At 63.9% G+C, this 19711-nt stretch carries 18 protein-coding genes; 7 read left to right on the top strand and 11 right to left on the bottom strand.

Going from position 1 to position 19711, the window contains the following annotated elements; all coding sequences use genetic code 11:
- Window positions 1-234 precede the first annotated feature (234 nt).
- Window positions 235-1581 (bottom strand): cation:dicarboxylate symporter family transporter, encoded by a 1347-nt coding sequence (locus tag QRM57_RS15500; RefSeq protein ID WP_235520399.1) that lies wholly within the window; start codon window positions 1579-1581, stop codon window positions 235-237.
- Between the two features lie 139 nt (window positions 1582-1720).
- Between QRM57_RS15500 and QRM57_RS15495 the strand changes: the two genes are divergently transcribed.
- The 6 genes from QRM57_RS15495 (at window position 1721) to QRM57_RS15470 (ending at window position 8454) form a co-directional block, all read left to right on the top strand.
- Window positions 1721-3367, top strand: a complete 1647-nt coding sequence (locus QRM57_RS15495; protein ID WP_284987236.1) for a sensor histidine kinase — start codon at window positions 1721-1723, stop codon at window positions 3365-3367.
- Window positions 3364-4077, top strand: coding sequence for a response regulator (locus tag QRM57_RS15490; RefSeq protein ID WP_284987235.1), 714 nt, complete (start codon window positions 3364-3366; stop codon window positions 4075-4077). Before QRM57_RS15495 ends, QRM57_RS15490 begins: the two co-directional genes overlap by 4 nt.
- 72 nt (window positions 4078-4149) lie before the next feature.
- On the top strand, window positions 4150-4791 hold the full coding sequence (locus tag QRM57_RS15485; RefSeq protein ID WP_284987234.1) for a GntR family transcriptional regulator: 642 nt from the start codon (window positions 4150-4152) through the stop codon (window positions 4789-4791).
- Window positions 4792-4817: 26 nt separating this feature from the next.
- Window positions 4818-6338 (top strand): MmgE/PrpD family protein, encoded by a 1521-nt coding sequence (locus QRM57_RS15480; protein ID WP_284987233.1) that lies wholly within the window; start codon window positions 4818-4820, stop codon window positions 6336-6338.
- Entirely contained in the window at window positions 6339-7244 is a 906-nt protein-coding gene (gene prpB, locus QRM57_RS15475) for a methylisocitrate lyase (RefSeq protein WP_284987232.1), read from the top strand.
- Between the two features lie 70 nt (window positions 7245-7314).
- On the top strand, window positions 7315-8454 hold the full coding sequence (locus QRM57_RS15470; RefSeq protein ID WP_284987231.1) for a bifunctional 2-methylcitrate synthase/citrate synthase: 1140 nt from the start codon (window positions 7315-7317) through the stop codon (window positions 8452-8454).
- 78 nt (window positions 8455-8532) lie between these two features.
- Here the strand turns inward: QRM57_RS15470 and QRM57_RS15465 are convergent, their stop codons facing one another.
- Window positions 8533-9027, bottom strand: a complete 495-nt coding sequence (locus QRM57_RS15465) for an 8-oxo-dGTP diphosphatase (RefSeq protein WP_284987230.1) — start codon at window positions 9025-9027, stop codon at window positions 8533-8535.
- A gap of 57 nt (window positions 9028-9084) precedes the next feature.
- Between QRM57_RS15465 and QRM57_RS15460 the strand changes: the two genes are divergently transcribed.
- A complete protein-coding gene (locus tag QRM57_RS15460; protein WP_284987229.1) occupies window positions 9085-9840 on the top strand; it encodes a hypothetical protein in 756 nt (251 codons plus the stop codon).
- 21 nt (window positions 9841-9861) lie between these two features.
- Here QRM57_RS15460 and xerD read toward each other — a convergent pair whose 3' ends face one another.
- The 9 genes from xerD to QRM57_RS15415 all read right to left on the bottom strand — a co-directional run.
- Window positions 9862-10821 carry a site-specific tyrosine recombinase XerD gene (xerD, locus tag QRM57_RS15455; RefSeq protein ID WP_235520390.1) on the bottom strand — a complete coding sequence of 320 codons (960 nt, stop codon included), beginning with the start codon at window positions 10819-10821 and terminating at the stop codon, window positions 9862-9864.
- A gap of 2 nt (window positions 10822-10823) precedes the next feature.
- Window positions 10824-11486 carry an NUDIX domain-containing protein gene (locus tag QRM57_RS15450; protein ID WP_284987228.1) on the bottom strand — a complete coding sequence of 221 codons (663 nt, stop codon included), beginning with the start codon at window positions 11484-11486 and terminating at the stop codon, window positions 10824-10826.
- Between the two features lie 27 nt (window positions 11487-11513).
- Complete coding sequence (pyrG, locus tag QRM57_RS15445) at window positions 11514-13259, bottom strand: CTP synthase (protein ID WP_235520388.1); 1746 nt, start codon at window positions 13257-13259, stop codon at window positions 11514-11516.
- Between the two features lie 132 nt (window positions 13260-13391).
- The gene (recN, locus tag QRM57_RS15440; RefSeq protein WP_284987227.1) at window positions 13392-15131 is read right to left on the bottom strand and encodes a DNA repair protein RecN; all 1740 of its coding nucleotides are present in this window, start codon (window positions 15129-15131) and stop codon (window positions 13392-13394) included.
- A 3-nt stretch (window positions 15132-15134) separates the two neighbouring features.
- On the bottom strand, window positions 15135-16157 hold the full coding sequence (locus QRM57_RS15435) for an NAD kinase (RefSeq protein ID WP_284987226.1): 1023 nt from the start codon (window positions 16155-16157) through the stop codon (window positions 15135-15137).
- A 13-nt stretch (window positions 16158-16170) separates the two neighbouring features.
- Window positions 16171-16983: a TlyA family RNA methyltransferase gene (locus QRM57_RS15430; protein WP_284987225.1), complete on the bottom strand. Its 813-nt coding sequence runs from the start codon at window positions 16981-16983 to the stop codon at window positions 16171-16173.
- Window positions 16984-16986: 3 nt separating this feature from the next.
- Window positions 16987-17235, bottom strand: a complete 249-nt coding sequence (locus QRM57_RS15425) for a hypothetical protein (RefSeq protein WP_235520384.1) — start codon at window positions 17233-17235, stop codon at window positions 16987-16989.
- A gap of 9 nt (window positions 17236-17244) precedes the next feature.
- Window positions 17245-18231: an HAD-IIA family hydrolase gene (locus tag QRM57_RS15420; RefSeq protein WP_284987224.1), complete on the bottom strand. Its 987-nt coding sequence runs from the start codon at window positions 18229-18231 to the stop codon at window positions 17245-17247.
- Window positions 18224-19711 (bottom strand): hypothetical protein (locus tag QRM57_RS15415; protein WP_284987223.1); only part of this gene is annotated, 1488 nt, incomplete at its 5' end. The genes QRM57_RS15420 and QRM57_RS15415, both read right to left, overlap by 8 nt.

Raw genomic sequence — 19711 nt, 5'->3', positions numbered from 1 at the left:
GACGACGATCTTCCCTGCTGCTGCGCCCCCGGCTACAGCGCTACTACCCACCAAGGCTACAGGCCCCGACACGGTATTCCGGGGAACTTGACATTGGCCGCGTATTGAGCCTTGACCCTCTAGTTGAAGTCGAAGGTTCTGGTTCACGACGCCGGGTCCGGCCTGGGGAGCACCGAAGGCCGGCACCCCAACAGGTGCCGGCCTTCGTTTCATTGAGTGCTTCGCGGTGCGGTGCTAGACCGTTGCTTTTTCCCGGGACTCACCCTCGGGGGCAGTTTCCTCATCGCTGCCATGGGCGATCATGGTCTGCTCGTCGAAGGGTTCGTTGCCGGAGAGGACGCGCTCCACCTGGCTGTTGTCGATTTCCTTGACCCAGGTGCCGATCAGGACCGTGGCCACGGCGTTGCCCGTGAAGTTGGTCAAGGCGCGGGCTTCGGACATGAAGCGGTCGATTCCGACGATCATTCCCACGCCGCCCAAGAGCTCTGGCTTGTGTGCCTGAAGGCCGGCGGCCAGTGTTGCCAGGCCTGCACCGGTGACACCGGCAGCGCCCTTGGAGGCGATGATCATGAAGATGAGCAGGGAGATCTGGGCGCCGAGGTCCAGCGGCGTGCCCATGGCGTTGGCGACGAACAGGGACGCCATGGTCAGGTAGATGGCCGTACCGTCCAGGTTGAAGGAGTAACCCGTGGGTACCGTGACGCCAACGACCGGCTTGGAGACACCCAGGTGCTCCATCTTGGCGATGAGGCGGGGCAGGGCAGCTTCGGAGGAGGACGTGGAGAAGATGAGCAGGTATTCGCGGGCCAGGTACTTCATGAGCCGGAAGATGTTGACGCCCGCGACAACCCGGAGCAGCGTTCCCAGGATAACCACGATGAACAGTGCGCAAGTGATGTAGAAGGCCAGCATCAGGGTGAACATGCTGAAGATGGCTTGTGCACCAGTTGCACCGACGACGGCGGCGATGGCACCGAAGGCGCCGACGGGAGCCAGCCACATGATCATGATGAGGATACGGAAGACCAGCCGTTGTCCGTGGCCAATGGCCTTCAGGATGGGTGTGCCTTCCTTGCCCATCTTCTGCAGGGCGAAACCAACCAGGATGGCAGCCAGCAGGGTGGGCAGGACGGGGATGTCACCGGGGATAATTCCGAGGAGGAAGTCCGCGGTGCTGTCCGTTGCGGCCTTCTTGTTCGGGTCATAGGGGGTCAGCTTGAGTCCCTCGCCCGGGTGGATGAGGTTTCCGACGACCAGGCCGATGGCCAGGGCGAAGGTGGACATGGCCACGAAGTAGCCCAGGGCCAGTCCGCCGACCTTACCGACGGTTGCGGCCTTGGCGATCGAACCGATGCCCAGGACGATCGTGCAGAAAATGACGGGGGCGATCATCATCTTGATGAGCTTGATGAAACCGTCACCCAGGGGCTTGAGGGATTTTCCGACCTCGGGGAACAGCAGGCCGACTACGGCGCCCAGCACCACGGCCAGGATGACGGCGATATACAGGTAGTGGGACTTGTCGAGCCCCTTACGTCCACCTTTGGCAGCGACTGCCGACTCTCCTCGTTGAGAGGTCATGGGATTCTCCTTCTGGATACTGTGTAAGGCGCTGCGGTCCTGCACTGATGTCCAATCCGCTGCCCTTGTGTGATATCCATCATTGAGCCGCTGGTGACACACATCACCATTGCGGTCATATTGGTCATGGGAGGTCCTCGTGTTTCACAGCTGGAGCATCGCCCGCCGTCTGTTTGTGGCGAACCTGCTGTTCGTCCTGGCGCTGACGGCGGCTTTCGGTGCGTTTTCCTTGCTGGAGGCCAGGGACCGTGCTTACGGAGACGCAGGCAGCCGAATGCGTGCCATATCGACATCCATCGCCAACAATCCGCTTGTCCTTCAGGCCGCGTCCTCGGGGGATCCCTCTGCCGTTCTTCAGCCGTACGCCCTGAAGGTCATGAGTGAGGCCGATGCGGACTTCATCACGATCATGGCTCCTGACCGGACGCGCTGGACCCATCCCCGGGCCGAGGAGCTGGGCAAGCCATACATCGGAACCATTGAGCCTGCCCTGGCAGGCAACACGTTCACTGAGGTCACTGCCGGGACCCTGGGGCCCTCGGTCCGGACCATCTCGCCTGTCAAAGACCAAGACGGCACGGTCAAAGCGCTCGTGGCCGCCGGGGTGACCGTGCGGACCGTGGACACTGACGTCGCCGATCGTTTGGCGGTGATCGGCGGCATCGCCCTGGTGGTGCTGACCTTTGGCTCCATCGCTTCCTGGCTGCTGGGACGGTACCTGCGTTCGGTGACACGCGGCTGGGGTCCGGAACAGCTGGCCCAACTCTTCGCCTACTACGAATCCGTCCTGCACTCCGTTCGCGAGGGACTCATCCTGGTGGACACTCGAGGCAAAGCCGTGATGTACAACGACCAGGCGGCGGAACTGCTGGGCCTTGAACCGTCCGACGCCGATCGGTCCCCTGCTGCTGCCCCACGGCTGGCCGACCTGCCGTTCGATGGAAGCCTGCGGGCGCTGTTCGAGTCCGGGCGGCCGGCCCATGATGAAATCCACCTCACGGGCTCTCGGATTTTGGTGGTCAACCAGGCCCCGGCGGTGGCGCCTGTGCCTGGGCGCAGCAGGCAGAAGCCGGCCGTTTACGGCACGGTAGCCACCATCCGCGACCGCACCGAGATTGAGTCCTTGGGTACTGAGCTGCAGACCATGAAGACGTTGTCCGACGCCTTGCGGGCCCAGACCCACGAACACGCAAACCGGCTGCACATGATCGTCTCGCTGCTGGAGTTGGGCCGCACTCCGCAGGCCTTGGATTTCGCCACGAAGGACCTCGAGTTGAGCCAGCAGCTCACCGATGACATGGTGGCGTCCGTTGACGAACCGGTCATGAGTGCCCTGGTCATGGGTAAGGCTGCAGAAGCCCATGAGCGCGGGGTGGAACTGCTGGTCCGCACCTCCGGAAGCTCCGGTGTCCGCGGGCTTGAGATCCAGGACCTGGTAACCATCCTCGGCAACCTGCTGGACAACGCGATCGACGCCGCTGCCGCCGGTGAGTCCCCGCGTTCGGTGGAGCTGGACGTGGAAGCGGGCGCTGCCGCCGTCGAATTTACGGTGCGGGATACCGGCAGTGGCATCAATCCCGATTCCATTGACGACGTGCTCCAGTACGGCTTCAGCACCAAATCGCCGGCAGCAGGTACGGGAGGAGCCCATGGCCGCGGGGTCGGGCTGGCCTTGGTCAGGCAGGCTGTGCAGCGACTGAACGGTACGATGACCATCAGCAATCCCGGCGGTGCACAGTTCCATGTTGTGCTTCCTGTGCCGGATCCCGAGGAAGAGCAGGCATGACAGACATCCGCGTCCTGGTGGTTGAGGACGAGCCGATAGCGTCCGATGCCCATTCCGTCTATATCGGCCGCCTCGACGGTTTCACCTTGGTGGGCACCGCACCGGATGGACAGTCGGCCCTGCGGATCCTGGGCGAATTCGCGGCATCCGGCGAACCGGTGGACCTGGTGCTGCTGGACATGAACCTGCCTGACCTGCACGGCCTGGACGTGGCCCGCCGCATGCGGTCGGCCGGCGTCTTTGCCGACATCATCGCGATTACGGCTGTCCGGGAATTGAACATCGTGCGCAGTGCCGTGTCGATCGGCGTCGTGCAGTACCTCATCAAGCCCTTTACCTACGCAACGTTCGCGGACAAGCTGGGCAGCTACCGGGCGTTCCGTGACCAGCTGGCAGGTTCCCTGTCCGGGATTTCCAAGGGCGGGGCCTCCCAGAGCGACGTGGACCAGGCGTTCGCGAGCCTTCGCGCCCCGACGGAGTTGCCGCTGCCCAAGGGGCTCTCCGGGTCGACGCTGGACTCCGTGAAGGATCTGGTCAAGACGCGGCAACAGCCGGTCTCGGCCAGCGAAGTCATGGAGGCGCTCGGAATGTCCCGCGTCACCGCCCGCCGGTACCTGGAGTACTTGGCCGACGCCGGGACGGTTACCCGGGCAGCACGGTATGGCACCCCGGGGCGCCCCGAAAACGAATACGGTTGGAACCGAAGCTAGTTTCTGTATACACAGAGGGCTAAAAATCATCCGACTGTCGCTTTGACACCAAGCTGTGTATACACTGATGCTATGCGCGCCAGTGACCGGGCCTACACTGCCCTCAGGGAAGACATCATCGAATGGCGCCTTCGTCCGGGCACGGTCCTGGCGGAGGTGGAGCAGTCCGAGCGCCTCGGCGTGTCCCGCACACCGGTCCGCGAGGCGCTGGGCCGGCTCACCGCTGAGGGATTGACGACGGCGGCAGGAGGCCGCGGCGTCGTCGTTACCGATATCTCACTGGAAAACATCGACGAACTTTTCGAACTGCGCGAGACCCTCGAAGTGCGGGCTGCGGGGCTGGCCGCCGAACGCGGCGAGCCCGGGATCTTCACCGAACTCCACGCCCAACTGCTGTTGGCCCCCGAACTCCTCACCGAAACCGATCCCGCACGCCACGACTACTACGCGCTGGTTGGCCGGCTGGACGATGCCATAGACGCCGCCATTTCGAACACGTATATGGCCCACGCCATGCGCAGCCTCCGCGTCCATCTGGTCAGGGTCCGCCGCTTGGCAGCTGACGACTCCGCCCGGCTTCACGCGGCCGCAGGAGAACACGCCGCCATCGCAGAAGCCATCGCCGCCGGCAACCCCCGGCTGGCCGAAGCCGCAACCACACTTCACCTGCACCGCAGCCTTACCCACGTCAAAGCTACCCACACGCCTGCCTAGAAACACCACTGCCTAGAAGGAGCACCATGGTTAAGAACAATCACGTCCGTGTCTACAAGAGCGAAGAGAACCTCCCCCGCGAGGAACAACTGGCCCACAAGATCGCCGTGGTCGCCGCCGACCCCGTCGACGTTACGCCCGAGGTCACCGACATGGTGATCAACCGGATCATCGACAACGCCTCAGTGGCCATCGCCTCGCTGAACCGCGCACCGATCGTCGCTGCCCGCGCCCAGGCCCTGACCCACGGCCCGTCCGCCAACGGCAATGGCGCCCACATTTTCGGTATCAGCGAGCAGGTCTCCCCCGAGTGGGCGGCCTGGGCCAACGGCGTGGCTGTGCGCGAACTGGACTACCACGACACCTTCCTGGCTGCTGATTACTCCCACCCGGGCGACAACATCCCGCCGATCCTGGCAGTCGCACAGCACGTGGGCTCCAACGGCGCCGACCTGGTCCGTGCCATCGCCACTGGTTACGAGATCCAAGTGAACCTGGTCAAGGCGATCTGCCTGCACAAGCACAAGATCGACCACGTTGCCCACCTCGGCCCGTCCGCCGCCGCCGGTATCGGCACGTTGTTGGGTTTGGATGTTGAAACGATCTTCCAGTCGGTGGGACAGGCCCTGCACACCACCACCGCCACCCGGCAGTCCCGCAAGGGCGAAATCTCCACCTGGAAGGCCCACGCCCCCGCGTTCGCAGGGAAGATGGCCGTAGAAGCCGTGGACCGCTCCATGCGCGGGCAGACTTCCCCCGTGCCGATCTACGAAGGCGAAGACGGCGTGATCGCCTGGATGCTGGACGGCCCGGACGCCTCCTACGAGGTTCCGCTGCCGCTGCCCGGCGAAGCCAAGCGCGCCATCCTGGACACCTACACCAAGGAACACTCCGCCGAGTACCAAGCCCAGGCGTGGATCGACCTCGCCCGCAAGCTGAACCGCGAGCACCCCGAAGCCACCGATCCCGCTAACGTGAGGTCCGTGCTGATCAAGACCAGCCACCACACCCACTACGTGATCGGTTCCGGAGCTAACGATCCCCAGAAGTACTCCCCCACCGCATCCCGCGAAACCCTGGACCACTCCATCCCGTACATCTTCACCGTCGCACTCCAGGACGGCGCATGGCACCACGTTGACTCTTACGCCCCCGAACGGGCCGCCCGCCCGGACACCGTGGAACTCTGGCACAAAGTCACCACCGTGGAAGACCCGGAGTGGACCCGGCGTTACCACTCCCTGGACATCGCTGAGAAGGCCTTCGGCGGTTCAGTGGAAATCACGCTGACGGACGGCACGGTCATCACCGATGAGATCGCCGTGGCGGACGCCCACCCCCTTGGTGCCCGGCCTTTCGCCCGAGAGCAATACATCAACAAGTTCCGCACCCTCGCTGCGGGACTGGTCGAAGAAGCCGAAATCGAAAGGTTCCTCACCGCCGTCGAACGCGTCACCGAACTGGGCGAAGGCGAACTGGACCAGCTGAACATCACCGCAGCCCCCGGCGTGATCGACCTCAACAACGCACCCAAGGGACTGTTTTAAATGCTGTACTCCAAAGTCACCCCCGAACAGAAGCGGCTGAAACTCCGGGAACTGCTGGCCTCCGGGACCGTGCAGCAGTTCCCGGGAGCCTTCAACCCGCTCTCGGCCCGGCTCATCGAGGAAAAGGGCTTCGCCGGCGTCTACATCTCCGGCGCCGTCCTCGCCAATGACCTCGGCCTGCCGGACATCGGCCTGACTACCCTCACCGAGGTAGCAACGCGCGCCGGGCAGATCGCCCGTATGACCGATTTGCCGTCGTTGGTGGATGCCGACACCGGATTTGGCGAACCGATGAACGTGGCCCGATCCATCCAGGAACTCGAAAACGCCGGCCTGGCCGGTTGCCACATCGAGGATCAGTTCAACCCGAAACGCTGCGGACACCTGGACGGCAAGAACGTCGTTGACATCGACACCGCGACCAAGCGGATCCGTGCCGCCGCAGACGCCCGCCGGGACCCGAACTTCCTCATCATGGCGCGCACCGACATCCGCGCAGTCGAAGGAATCGAGGCTGCTCAGGACCGCGCCCGCGCTCTTGTGGACGCAGGCGCCGACGCCATCTTCCCCGAAGCCATGCAGGACCTGGGCGAGTTCCAGGCCATCCGTGACGCCGTGGATGTGCCCATCCTGGCCAACATGACGGAGTTCGGAAAAAGCGACCTTTTCACCGTCGACCAACTCCAAAGCGTTGGCGTGAACATGGTCATCTACCCCGTGACGCTCCTCCGCATTGCGATGGGCGCTGCAGAGCGTACTCTGGAATCGATCAAGGCTGCGGGGACCCAAGAGGCTGAAGTGGAGAACATGCTCACGCGTGCCCGCCTCTACGAACTCGTGGACTATGAGGCATACAACCAGTTCGATACCGGCGTATTCAACTTCAAGGTTCCTGGCATCCGCTAGGTTCCAGTTTCATCAAGGGGAACGCAGGGTCCCATCACCGGGCCCTGCATCATGAACGAAGGAGTTCAGCATGGCAGCTGAAGACATCAAAAAGGGCCTTGCCGGCGTCGTGGTGGACTACACCGCCGTCTCGAAGGTCAACCCGGACACGAACTCGCTGCTGTACCGCGGGTATCCCGTCCAGGAACTCGCCGCCAAGTGCAGCTTCGAAGAAGTTGCCTACCTGCTGTGGAACGGCGAACTGCCCAACGAATCGCAGCTCGCCGAGTTCACGGCCCGCGAACGCGCAGGACGTGCCCTCGATCCCGTCGTCAAGACGGTCATTGATACCCTGCCCACCACGGCACATCCCATGGACGTCTGCCGCACGGCAGCGTCCGTGCTTGGCGCCAGGCACGAACTGGCCGAGGATTCCTCACCCGAAGCCAACATGAAGAAGGCCATCGACCTCTGGGCTGCCATGCCTGCTGTCGTGGCGTACGACCAGCGTCGCCGGCGCGGCGAGGACGTCGTGGAACCACGCGAAGACCTCGACTACTCGGCGAACTTCCTGTGGATGACGTTCGGCGAAGAACAGGTTCCCGAAGTGGTTGAGGCGTTCAACGTCTCGATGATCCTTTACGCAGAACACTCCTTCAACGCCTCCACCTTCACCGCCCGGGTGGTCACATCCACCCTCGCGGACCTGCACTCGGCCGTGACCGCCGCGATCGGCGCCCTCAAGGGCCCCCTGCACGGAGGCGCCAACGAAGCCGTCATGCATACCTTCGATGAGATCGGCATCCGCAGCGAAGAATCGCTGGACGAAGCCGCATCCCGGGCGAAGACCTGGATGGAAAACGCCTTGGCACAGAAAAAGAAGGTGATGGGCTTCGGGCACCGCGTGTACAAGCATGGCGACTCCCGGGTACCCACCATGAAGGCCGCGCTGGACAAGATGATCGCGCACTACGGCCGGCCCGAACTCCTGGGCCTCTACAACGGCCTTGAACAGGCCATGGATGAGGCGAAGGCGATCAAGCCCAACCTTGACTACCCGGCCGGCCCCACGTACCACCTCATGGGCTTCGACACGCAGACCTTCACGCCCTTGTTCGTGGCCAGCCGCATCACGGGATGGACCGCGCACATCATGGAGCAGGTTGCTTCGAACTCCCTGATCCGTCCGTTGAGCGAATACAACGGCCCGGAAGAGCGGCACGTGCCCTAAGTTTTGCGACCTTAAAGCAGAAAAGTACGACGGCGGTCCGGTCACCTTGAGGTGACCGGACCGCCGTCGTCCGAGGTACTAAACCGGACCCACCCAAGCCTCGGTGCGGACGTCCGCCACGTTTTCGTTGTCGGCGGCCAAGGCGACGCGCACCGCGATACGCTGCCCGGAAATCATGGCCGGCAACCAGTGCTCAGCGTCTGCCCACATACGTTCCACGGGAAGGCGGTCAACAGGGAACCAGGCGGGCGCGATCTCCACGCTTTCGATGGGCTCCCCGTCCCAAGCGCGGGTGAGGAACACGGTAGTGGCCATGTTCCACTCGGGCCTGGCCGGAAAAACAAAATCAACTGTCCCTGCCGGAACAAGGTCCTCCGGTGCCACGACGACGCTGATTTCCTCCATGACCTCACGACAGGCAGCCTGCTCTGCAGTTTCGCCGTTTTCCAGGTGTCCTCCGACGCCCACAACCTTGCCGCGGCCGAAGCCTGTCTTCTTGGTGCCGAGCAGCACGTACTCACCGTCCGCGGCATTACGAAGGAGGAAGCACAAAGTCACCTGGGCTGCAGTCATGGTGACTACCTTAACCTGTACTCCCGCAGCCATGGCCGCCATTGCTACAGTGAGCCCATGAGCGAAGGCGTGGGTGACGTGGGCGCCGTCGTGGGCGACGTCGATAAGGTACCTGAGGCGTCCAACAAAGGCGGGGCCGCTGCCCTGACACCCGGCACCGGTACGACAGAACGGGACAGCTGGCTTCCGCAATGGCTCGTGGCCCAACCGCTTTACGCGGGCTGGGCCTGGACGGTCCTGTGGGCCGGCCTCATTGTCCTGGACGAGGTGGTGGATCTGGCTGGCTGGACCTGGTACCTGCTGGTCCTCGCCGCCGCATTGCCCACCCTGATCTCAACTTTGGTGGTTCTTTATGCAACGCCACGCCGGCACCTCAAGGCAGTGGACGCGACGGTCCTGGGGCATTTCTTTGTCCGTTTCCTGGCGCTCGTCGCAGCCTTCATGGTCTGGGCGGCTTCGGTGGTCATGAGCGCATCGATCTCCACCACCGTGCAGTCCGTGATCGGTGACTCGGAGAAGGAAGTCACGGCGCTCGGGTTCAACCTGATGCTTGCTGCCGTTCCGCTGGTTCTCTCCGTGCTCTGGATGGCATTCATTGTCAGGTGTGCATGGTTCCTGCGGCGGCTCCGCGGCTGGCGGCAAATACCGGTCAAAACCCGGGTGCCCAAGAAGTTCCTCAAGGGACGCCCCCGGCTCAAGCGGGTGGTGGTTGGCCTGGCCCACCCCGGGTTGTTGCTGGTCGCAGGCCTGGGGACCTCTGTGCTGGCCCTGTTTATCGGGGCCGCGGAGTTCACGCTCAACGTCATCGGCTAGCCCCGGCACAGGAATGATCTGTTAGCCCAGTGCCCTTGGGTGGGCCGCTGCGTAGATTTCACGCAGAGTGTCCGCTGTGACCAACGTGTAGACCTGCGTGGTGGTCACTGACGCGTGCCCCAGGAGTTCCTGCACCACCCTGACATCCGCTCCCCCTTCAAGCAGGTGGGTGGCGAAGGAGTGCCGCAGGGTGTGCGGTGAAACATCCTTGGTGATGTTGGCTTTCTCGGCCGCTGCTTTGAGGATGGTCCAGGCGCTCTGCCTGCTGATCCGCCCGCCACGGGCATTGAGGAACAGCGCCGGAGTCCCTTTACCTTTGGCAGCCAGTAAGGGCCTGCCCCTGACGACGTACGCACCAACAGCCCGGGCGCCGTAGGAACCCATGGGCACCAACCGCTCCTTGGAACCCTTGCCGAACAACCTGACGATCGCGGGTTCACCCCCGGAGTCTTCGAGGGATACGTCGTCCACGTCCAGGCCGACGGCTTCGCTGATGCGGGCACCCGTGGAATAGAGGAACTCAAGGAGCGCGCGGTCCCTGAGTCCGGTAGGCGTGTCCGTGCCGGCGGCCTCCAGTATCCGCGTGACTTCGCCTACGCTGATCGCTTTCGGGAGCCTCTTTCCCGGCATCGGTGGGTGGACATCACTGGCGGGGTCCGTCGTCGTGGTTCCTTCCAGCGCCCAAAACTTATGCAGGCCGCGGACGGCTACCACTGTCCGTGCTGCGGAGCGGACGCCCAGGGCCGCTGCGCCGTCCGAGCCATCGGACAACGCCTGGACGAATGCCGTGACGTGATGGCGCGTGATATTGCCGGGACGCTCGATCCCTTGCGCCGCCAGGAAGTTCGAGTACCTTGCGAGGTCGCGACGGTACGCGGCCAACGTGTTCGCTGCCAGCCCCTTTTCCACGCCGACGTGCTGCAGGTAATCGGTGACTGCCCGGTCAATGGCAGTGAGGGTGCGGGCAGGCGCCTCCGCCATGCTCAGCGCTGGCTCGGATGTGCGGGCCAGGGCGCGTTCGCAGGACGGAGCTTGGTGAATCCATCGGCCTTCGCTGCTGCGGCCGCAAGGATGCCCAGCACCGCCGAAGGGTTGTGCAGCCGGCCCTCGAGGACGGCTTGGACGGCATCTTCCAGCGGGACCCACTGAAGCTCGATCTCGGCCTCTTCGTCAGTCCTGACGTGCCTGTCCGCTTCCGGAACGTCCGTGATCCCGCGGGCCAGGTAGATCCGTACCGCTTCGCTGGAAGAGCCCGGTGAATTGAAGAAGTCCACCAGGACATTCCAGGTAGCCGCAACCAGATCCGCTTCCTCGGCCAACTCCCGCGCTGCACCGACCACGAAATCTTCGCCTTCGACATCCAGCAACCCGGCCGGGATTTCCCACAGGTCCATGCCCACCGGATGCCGGTACTGCTTGAGCAGCAGGATCTCGCCGTCCACGTTCATGGGAAGGACAGCGACGGCGCCCGGATGGTCAATGTAGTCACGGACCAGGGTGTCCGTGTCTTCGCTGAGCTGGAACGAGTCACTCACTACGTCCCAAATGCGGCCTTCGTAAACCTTGTTGGTAGACAAAAGACGGCGCGGGCTCGGCATGTCCGAAACCTGCCTTGATGTGCGGGGGGTTTCAGAGATACCGGGCATCGCGCCGTCCTTCGCTAGTACGTTTATTTACTTGGCCGCTACCGCGCGGGCACCGGTCTTCGTTGCCACCGGTGCGCCTTCGCGACGTTCCAGGGCAGCCTTGACCAGGCCTGCGAACAGCGGATGCGGGCGCGTGGGGCGGGAGCTGAGCTCCGGGTGCGCCTGCGTTGCAACATAGTACGGGTGGACTTCGCGGGGAAGCTCCACGTACTCCACGAGCTTGCCATCGGGAGAGGTCCCGGAGAACACCAGGCCCTCGGCAGCAATCTGCTCGCGGTACTTGTTGTTGACCTCGTAGCGGTGCCGGTGGCGTTCGCTGACCGTGGTGGTGCCGTACGTCTCGGCAATGACCGAGCCTTCGTCCAGTTTGGCTTCATAGAGGCCCAGGCGCATGGTTCCGCCGAGGTCTCCCTTGCCGTCCACAATGTCCAGCTGCTCTTCCATGGTGGCGATGACCGGGTACTTGGAATCGGGCTCGAACTCGCTGGAGGAAGCCCCTTCCAGGCCAACCACGTTGCGGGCATACTCGATCACCATGCACTGCAGCCCCAGGCACAGGCCGAGGACAGGGAGCTTGGATTCGCGGGCGAACTTCAAAGCGCCAAGCTTGCCTTCGAGACCACGGATCCCAAAGCCGCCGGGAACGCAGATGGCGTCCACGCCGGCCAGGGACTTGGTGGCACCCTCAAGGGTTTCGCACTCGTCCGAAGGCACCCAACGGATCTTGACCTTCGCTTCGTTGGCGAAGCCGCCGGCACGAAGGGCTTCAGTCACCGAAAGGTACGCATCCGGAAGGTCGATGTACTTGCCCACCAGGGCAATCTCGACCTCGTGCTTGGGGTTGTGGACAGCTTCAAGCAGCTTGTCCCACTTGCTCCAGTCGACGTCCTTGAAAGGCAGGTCCAGGGCACGAACTATGTAGGAGTCCAGGCCCTGCGAGTGCAGTGTCTTGGGGATGTCGTAGATGCTGGGAGCGTCAGCGGCGTTGACCACGGCGTCGATGTCGACGTCGCACATGCGGCCGATCTTCTCGCGCATGGCTTCAGGCACCTCGCGGTCCGAACGGATCACGATGGCTTCAGGCTGGATACCAATGGAGCGGAGGGCTGCCACGGAGTGCTGCGTTGGCTTGGTCTTCAGTTCCTGGGAAGGGCCGATGTACGGCACCAGCGAAACGTGGAGGAAGAAGACGTTGTTGCGGCCCACGTCCTGGCGGACCTGGCGGGCCGACTCAAGGAACGGCTGCGACTCGATGTCGCCCACGGTGCCACCGATTTCGGTGATGATGACGTCCGGAGCGTTCTTGCCCTCTGCGGGCAGGCGCATGCGGCGCTTGATTTCATCGGTGATGTGCGGAATGACCTGCACCGTGTCTCCGAGGTATTCGCCGCGACGCTCCTTGGCGATGACCGTGGAGTAGATCTGGCCGGTTGTGACGTTGGCCGAACCTTCGAGGTTTTCGTCGAGGAAGCGCTCATAGTGTCCGATGTCGAGGTCGGTTTCTGCGCCATCATCCGTCACGAATACTTCGCCGTGCTGGAAGGGGTTCATCGTGCCCGGATCCACGTTCAAGTAGGGATCGAGCTTCTGCATTGTTACAGACAAACCGCGTGCCCGCAGGAGGTGGCCGAGGCTGGAAGCCGTCAGACCCTTACCGAGCGAGGACGCCACACCACCGGTGACGAAGATGTGTTTGGTCGTCTTGGACGAGCCCGGGAACCGGGAATTTACACGGGAATTTGATCGCTGCACCACGGAATTCGAGCTTATCATCAATTACGCCTTCCAAGCGTCTGTTCGGATTCCCCAAATGGTCAATAGTTGCCCAGGACTGCCAGGCAATCAAGAGCCACCGGGGCTTGGGGAGCGGCGATGTGATGGTGCTCGCACTGCCCGTAGCGGTGTTCAAGCCCGCTGCGGCAGGAGTTTCGCGTCGTCCAACAATTCCTGGGCATGTGCCTGCGCGGACTCGGAGTCTTCCTGCCCGGCCAGCATCCGGGCAAGTTCCTTCACCCGTTCCTCCTCGCTCAGCAACTGAACGTCACTGGAGGTGAACCCGGTGGTGGTCTTCCCGTCAGATCCCCGCACGGAGGTTTTGGTGACACGGATGTGCTGATCGGCGAATGCCGCCACCTGCGGCAGGTGGGTTACCACCAGCACCTGGACGTGGCGGGCCAGCATGGCCAGCCTGCGTCCAATCTCGACGGCGGCACGGCCACCCACGCCTGCGTCCACCTCATCGAAAACAAAGGTCGGAACGGGGTCCACTGCCGCCAGCACTACCTCGATGGCCAGCATGACCCGCGAGAGTTCACCACCGGACGCTCCCTTACCCAGCGGCCGGGCAGGGGCGCCCGAATGCGGCTGCAGGAGGAAAGCGATCTCATCGGTACCCCACGAGCCCAACACGCCGTTGCCGTCCACCTCGATGACCAAGGTAGCGTCTGCCATGGCCAAGGCCTTCAGTTCGGCGCTGACGCGCCCTGAGAGGTCCTTGGCGGCCTTGAGGCGGGCTTTGCTGATTGCTGCTGCCTGCTTCCGGAGGGTGGCCTCCGCGGATGCCACCTCTGCGTCCAGGGACTCGATCCGGCTTGAGTCGTCCTGAAGCTCATCCAGCCGCGTCCGCGCCGTGGCAGCCCACTCCAGCACCTCGTCAATGCTCGGGGCATATTTACGGATCAGCTTGGCCAGCGCCGCCCTGCGGTCCTCGATTTCGGACAGTCGTTCGGGCCCCTCCGTATCCAATGCGGCCTGGTAGCTGGACAGGTCCGCGGCAATGTCATTGAGCAGGAACCCGACCTCCGCCAGCCTTGCAGCGGCAGACCTCAGCTCCTCATCATGATCAGCGACGTTCTCCAACGTTCGCTTGGCTGCGTCAACCATGGACGTGGCGTCCCCAGCGTCACCGAATTCCTCGGCGATGAGGGATTCATGGGCGGCCGCGGCCGCCAACCGGAGTTCTTCGACATTCGCCAGCTTCACAGCCTCGGCCTTGAGGGTTTCGTCCTCGCCAGGCTGCGGATCAACGTCGTCTATTTCCTTGAGGGCAACGTCCAGGGACTCCGCTTCACGGAGCCGTTCACGGGCCTCGCTGCGCAGGGTATCAAGTTCGGCCTGGATGGCTTTCCAGTGGTTATACAGCTCCTGGTACTCCCCCAGGCTCTTTGCCAGGGGCGCACCGGCAAAGCGGTCCAAAGCATGGCGTTGGGCTGTTGCGCTCTTGAGCCGGATCTGGTCCGACTGCCCGTGGACCACTACCAGGCTCTCCCCCAGCTCGGCCAGCACCCCCACAGGTGCCGCGCGCCCGCCAACGTATGCGCGGCTGCGGCCGTCGGCACCAACGGTACGGGCCAGCAACAGTTCAGCCACGCCGTCGAACTCCTCAGCCTCACCGCCAGCCTCTTTGGCGCGCTCCACGGCGCTGTGCGCCGGATCAAGCTTCAGTACGGCCTCGGCGGACGCGGACTTGGCGCCGCTGCGAACAGCCCCGGCGTCAGAGCGGGCACCGAGAAGAAGCCCGACGGCGGTCACCACCATGGTCTTACCGGCGCCGGTTTCGCCCGTCACGACGCTCAGGCCGGGGCCCAACGGCAGGGCGGCGTCGGTGATGACGCCGAGGTCACGGATTCGGAGTTCTTCAAGCATGGTTCACTTCGCATTCGTGGGTTCGGAGGGTTCACCGTGCCCTGGGTCCCGCGGGCTGGGCAAAGGTGCCGGTGTCAGCGTCCTGATCACCGGGATGGGGCCGGTGTGGACTTCGCCCCTGCGGGGAGCCGGGCCACGCCAGCCATGGATGGGAAGCTCGAACTTGCGCACGAGCCGGGCCGAGAACGGAGTCTTGTGTGTGCGGGCGAGCCGCACCGGGGTAGCTGAGCGCGTCACTTCCACGCGCGCACCCGGAGGCAGATCCACAGATCGTCGCCCATCGCACCAGAGCACCCCCAACGCATCCGTCCGGTTCATGATTTCGACGGCCAGCTTGGAACGCGGCGAAACCACCAGGGGCTTGGCGAAGAGGGCGTGCGCGCTGATCGGAACGATGACCAGGGCTTCAACCTCCGGCCACACCACGGGACCACCCGAAGAGAACGCATAGGCTGTGGAACCCGTAGGAGTCGCCATGACCACGCCATCACAGCCGAACGACGTCAAGGGCCGCTCATCCACCTCCGTGACAACCTCCAACATGCGTTCGCGGTTGGCTTTTTCGATGGCGGCCTCGTTCAAAGCCCACGTGTGCCAAATCTTCTGGCCCTTGATCCAGACCTGAACGTCGATGGTCATGCGTTCTTCCACCGTGTACTGCCGGCTGGCGATCCACTCGACCGTTTGGGCGAGGTCGGCCCGCTCACTTTCTGCCAGGAAGCCCACGTGCCCCAGGTTGACCCCAAGCAGTGGCACATCGACCTCCCGGACCAGCTCGGCCGCGCGAAGGATGGTGCCGTCACCGCCCAAGACCATGACCAACTCCACGTCCTCCAGGCTGACGTGGTCATTAAGGATCTCGATCGGGGTATCCAGGGCGCCGAAGAACCGCTCGATATCGGCAAGCTCAGACTTTTGGAGCACGGGAACCAAGCCTGACGAGTGCAGCTGCGTACACGCATCCCACGCTGCGCGGAGCGATTCCTCCCGCCCTGTGTGGGCAAGGACCAGTACACGCCTGCTCATCGGGTTCTGCTTTCTAGTGGTTCGGCCAGAGTTTCTCGATCAACGCGGCAACGGCTGCGTCCCGCTCTTCGATCTTAGGCAACACCGCAGACATCCTGCGTTTCATCCACAGGAAGTATTCAACATTTCCGTCCTGGCCAGGCAATGGACTGGCCGCCAGGTCCTGCAGATCCAGCCCGGCGTCCACCGCAGCATGGGCCACCTGGGCAACCGCCCGGCGTCGTTCATTCTCCGAGGTGACCACTCCCGACCGGCTCAGCCGCTCCTTGCCAACCTCGAACTGCGGCTTCACCATCAGGACCATGTCGCCACCGGGTTCAGTGCATTGGGCAAGGGGGTAGACCACCAGCGTCAACGAAATGAAGGACAGGTCCGCGACCGTCAGTTGTGACAGCCCGCCGATCTGTTCGGGCGTCATGTACCGGACGTTGAGGCCCTCATGGACGTCAACGCGGGGGTCCTCGCGCAGGTACGGAACCAACTGGCCGTGCCCGACGTCCACGGCCACCACCCGCGCGGCCCCTTGCCTCAGCAGCACGTCAGTGAACCCGCCGGTGGAAGCACCGGCGTCGAGACACCGCTTGCCGGTAACCACGACGGCGGGAAACGCCTTAAGCGCGCCATCCAGCTTATGGCCGGCGCGGCTGGCGTAGATGTCCTCGAGGTGGGCTTCGACAATGAGTTCCGTTGCCGCGTCGACGTGGAGCGCAGCTTTGGCCAGGACCGTGCCGCCGGAACTGACCTTCCCGTCGCTGATGAGTTTGGCAGCGTGGGTCCGGGACCTCGCCAGCCCACGGGAGACGAGTTCCTGATCAAGTCGTGCCATGTGCTAGCTGTCGCCTTCCGGGCGGTTGTTCGAAGGTGCTGAAGGCAGACCTGGTTCAGCATCCAGGGCTTCCAAGAGGGAGTCGTGGATGCCGGCGTACAGTTCGCCGTGGCCAGAAACCGGCGACTCCGCAACGTCCGCCAACAGGCCGAGGGCTCTGTCCACCAATGCGTCACCTGTCGGCGTCGTGTCGGCGGGCCACTGGACTACCGCATCCGCCTCAGGCACGGGGGCATTGCTGGGTTCGGTCATCGCACCAGTCTAGTGACTTTGCCATTCCAGCTTTGGAGCCTTCGCCACGTCGGACGCCGGAACGGCAGCCCACCAAGCGGCACACGCCGCCCGCCAAGCATCGATGTCCGCTTCGTCCCCGGTAACAGTGACCGTGCCGTCCACTGCAACTGCGGACGCTGCACCGCAACGGAACGCACCGTCCTCGCTCAGGACCTCCGGGTAAGGGACATAGAGCCCTTCCAGGTCCGCCAACAGGTAGTCGGGGCGCTCATCCGTGCGCGCAGCCAGGATGGTGTGCGTGGTATCCACGCCGGTGAGGACAGCCGCCGTCGCAAATCCTGCGCGTTTGCCGCCCAAAATGTCCGTGTCCAAGCGGTCGCCCACCACCAGGGGACGATCCGCGTTAAGCCGCTTCGCGGCAGCATGGAAGAGCGGCGCCTCGGGTTTGCCGGCCACCAAAGGCGTCTTGCCCGTAGCGGCAGCTACCGCGGCGACGAGGGTTCCGTTGCCCGGCGCCATGCCCCGGGCCTGCGGAATCGACATGTCAGTGTTGGTCGCGAACCACATGGCTCCGCCGGCCACCACATACGAGGCCTCGGCCAGATCCTTCCAACCGATCTCCGGATTGAAGCCCTGCACCACAGCTACAGGGTCCTCGTCTGCGCTATGCACGGGCTTGAGGCCAACCAGCTCGATCTCATGGGCCAGTGCTGCGCTGCCTGTTATCAGGACATGCGCCCCCGCAGGCAGCACGGAAGCAAGAAGCTCCCCTGCTGCCTGGGAGGAACTGACCACTTGATGGTCCTCAGCCGGAGCGCCCAGCTCACGCAAATGCGCGGCGACCTGGGCGGGGGTCCGTGAAGCGTTGTTCGTGACGTAACCCAGGCCAACACCCACGGTCTCGAGACGCTTCAACGACTCCACGGCTCCCGGGATGGCGTGCGGTCCTGCATAGACCACGCCATCCAAATCGGAGAGGACAGCATCAAAGGATGAGATCAGCGAATCAGCCATTCCGGGAGTCGGCGTTCTCGTCGTCAGACTCTTCGTTGCCAGTCTCGTCCGCCTCGTCCGCCTCGTCCGCCTCCGCGGAATCGATATCCGACTCGGCATCGTTGGACTCAAAGTAGTCCGACTCCGCGTCATCGAGTTCGACCTCGTCGTGCTCAACGTCCGCTGCCGCCGCCTCGACGATGACCGTCTCAGTCTCAGGCTTCACGACGTCGGCGTCCCGGGCCGGCTTCTCGAAGCGCGGCTTACGCGCGGCTTCTTCTTCCCGCTCGTCCCAGCCCAGGTCAACAATTTCGGGTTCAGCGAAGTCCCCAACGCCGAGCGCATTCTCAGCAACCAAGGCCTGGCGGGCCCACTTCTCGGACTCCTCAGTGCGGCCCACTGCGGCCAAAGCCTCTGCGTAGGCGCGGAAAAGGCGCGGGCTGTACGAGAACGCCCTGTTAATGTCCAGCTGCGGGATCTCCAGTTCGCTGACAGCAGCGTCCAGCTGGTCCAGGTCCGCACGGGCGCCCGATGCCACAATGGCAAGCTCCACCTTGCCCGGAGCGTCAAGGTCCTGCGCCTCAGGAGAGCGAACCATATCCAGGGCACGGTCCGGACGGCCCAGGCCACGCTCACAGTCAGCCATCACCGGGAGGTGGACGTTCGAACCACTGATGCGGCGGTAGGTGCGGAATTCACGCAGAGCCTCACCATAGTGGCCGGCAGCGTAGGCCGTCAGCCCGACAGCTTCACGGACCACAGAGAGACGTCCACCGCGACGGCTTGCAGCCAACGCGTGCTGGAAAGCAAGCTCAGGCTCAATGTCGATCAGGCGGCCAGCCATGACCAGGTGCTTTGCAACCCAGCCCGCGCTCTGCTCCTCGAGGGTCTTGATTTGGTGGCCCGTGGCGCGGTCCAGTTCCTTACCCGTAACGTCGTCGTCGATCTCAGGAGAGCGTTCGCGGTCAGGGCGGTTTGCGCTGCGGATGTCCTTGGCGTTCGGAACCCGGGCAGGACGCTCTTCCCAGGAGTTGCCGCGGTCGTTGCCGAACGAGCGGCGGTCACCATCACGGGCCGGACGGTCACCACGGTCGTTGTTGAAGGGGCGGCGGTCGCCACTGTCGCGGCGGGGGCCGTCGAAGTTCCGCGGGCCGCGCTCAGGACGATCACCGAACGGCTTACGGTCACCACGGTCATTGTTGAACGGAAGGCGCTCACCATCACGGGCCGGACGGTCACCGCGGTCGTTGTTGAAGGGGCGGCGGTCACCACCGTCGCGAGCCGGACGGTCTCCGCGGTCGTTGTTGAAGGGGCGGCGGTCGCCATTGTCGCGGCGGGGGCCGTCGAAGTTCCGCGGGCCGCGCTCAGGACGATCACCAAAGGGCTTACGGTCACCACGGTCATTGTTGAACGGACGGCGGTCGCCATCACGGGCCGGACGATCGTTACGATCACCGAACGGCTTACGGTCACCACGGTCACTGCCGAACGAACGGCGCTC

Origin of the sequence: Arthrobacter sp. fls2-241-R2A-172 (genome assembly GCF_030208885.1) — a bacterium.
Lineage (GTDB): Bacteria > Actinomycetota > Actinomycetes > Actinomycetales > Micrococcaceae > Arthrobacter.
This window is presented reverse-complemented; position numbering and strand designations above follow the sequence as displayed.

Coding starts and splice junctions, on each gene's coding strand:
- QRM57_RS15425 (WP_235520384.1), bottom strand. CDS start 17,235: ATGACCGAACCCAGCAATGCCCCCGTGCCTGAGGCGGATGCGGTAGTC.
- QRM57_RS15480 (WP_284987233.1), top strand. CDS start 4,818: ATGGTTAAGAACAATCACGTCCGTGTCTACAAGAGCGAAGAGAACCTC.
- prpB (WP_284987232.1), top strand. CDS start 6,339: ATGCTGTACTCCAAAGTCACCCCCGAACAGAAGCGGCTGAAACTCCGG.
- QRM57_RS15420 (WP_284987224.1), bottom strand. CDS start 18,231: ATGGCTGATTCGCTGATCTCATCCTTTGATGCTGTCCTCTCCGATTTG.
- QRM57_RS15435 (WP_284987226.1), bottom strand. CDS start 16,157: ATGAGCAGGCGTGTACTGGTCCTTGCCCACACAGGGCGGGAGGAATCG.
- QRM57_RS15500 (WP_235520399.1), bottom strand. CDS start 1,581: ATGACCTCTCAACGAGGAGAGTCGGCAGTCGCTGCCAAAGGTGGACGT.
- pyrG (WP_235520388.1), bottom strand. CDS start 13,259: ATGATAAGCTCGAATTCCGTGGTGCAGCGATCAAATTCCCGTGTAAAT.
- QRM57_RS15490 (WP_284987235.1), top strand. CDS start 3,364: ATGACAGACATCCGCGTCCTGGTGGTTGAGGACGAGCCGATAGCGTCC.
- QRM57_RS15460 (WP_284987229.1), top strand. CDS start 9,085: ATGAGCGAAGGCGTGGGTGACGTGGGCGCCGTCGTGGGCGACGTCGAT.
- QRM57_RS15430 (WP_284987225.1), bottom strand. CDS start 16,983: ATGGCACGACTTGATCAGGAACTCGTCTCCCGTGGGCTGGCGAGGTCC.
- QRM57_RS15450 (WP_284987228.1), bottom strand. CDS start 11,486: ATGCCCGGTATCTCTGAAACCCCCCGCACATCAAGGCAGGTTTCGGAC.
- xerD (WP_235520390.1), bottom strand. CDS start 10,821: ATGGCGGAGGCGCCTGCCCGCACCCTCACTGCCATTGACCGGGCAGTC.
- recN (WP_284987227.1), bottom strand. CDS start 15,131: ATGCTTGAAGAACTCCGAATCCGTGACCTCGGCGTCATCACCGACGCC.
- QRM57_RS15485 (WP_284987234.1), top strand. CDS start 4,150: ATGCGCGCCAGTGACCGGGCCTACACTGCCCTCAGGGAAGACATCATC.
- QRM57_RS15470 (WP_284987231.1), top strand. CDS start 7,315: ATGGCAGCTGAAGACATCAAAAAGGGCCTTGCCGGCGTCGTGGTGGAC.
- QRM57_RS15465 (WP_284987230.1), bottom strand. CDS start 9,027: ATGACTGCAGCCCAGGTGACTTTGTGCTTCCTCCTTCGTAATGCCGCG.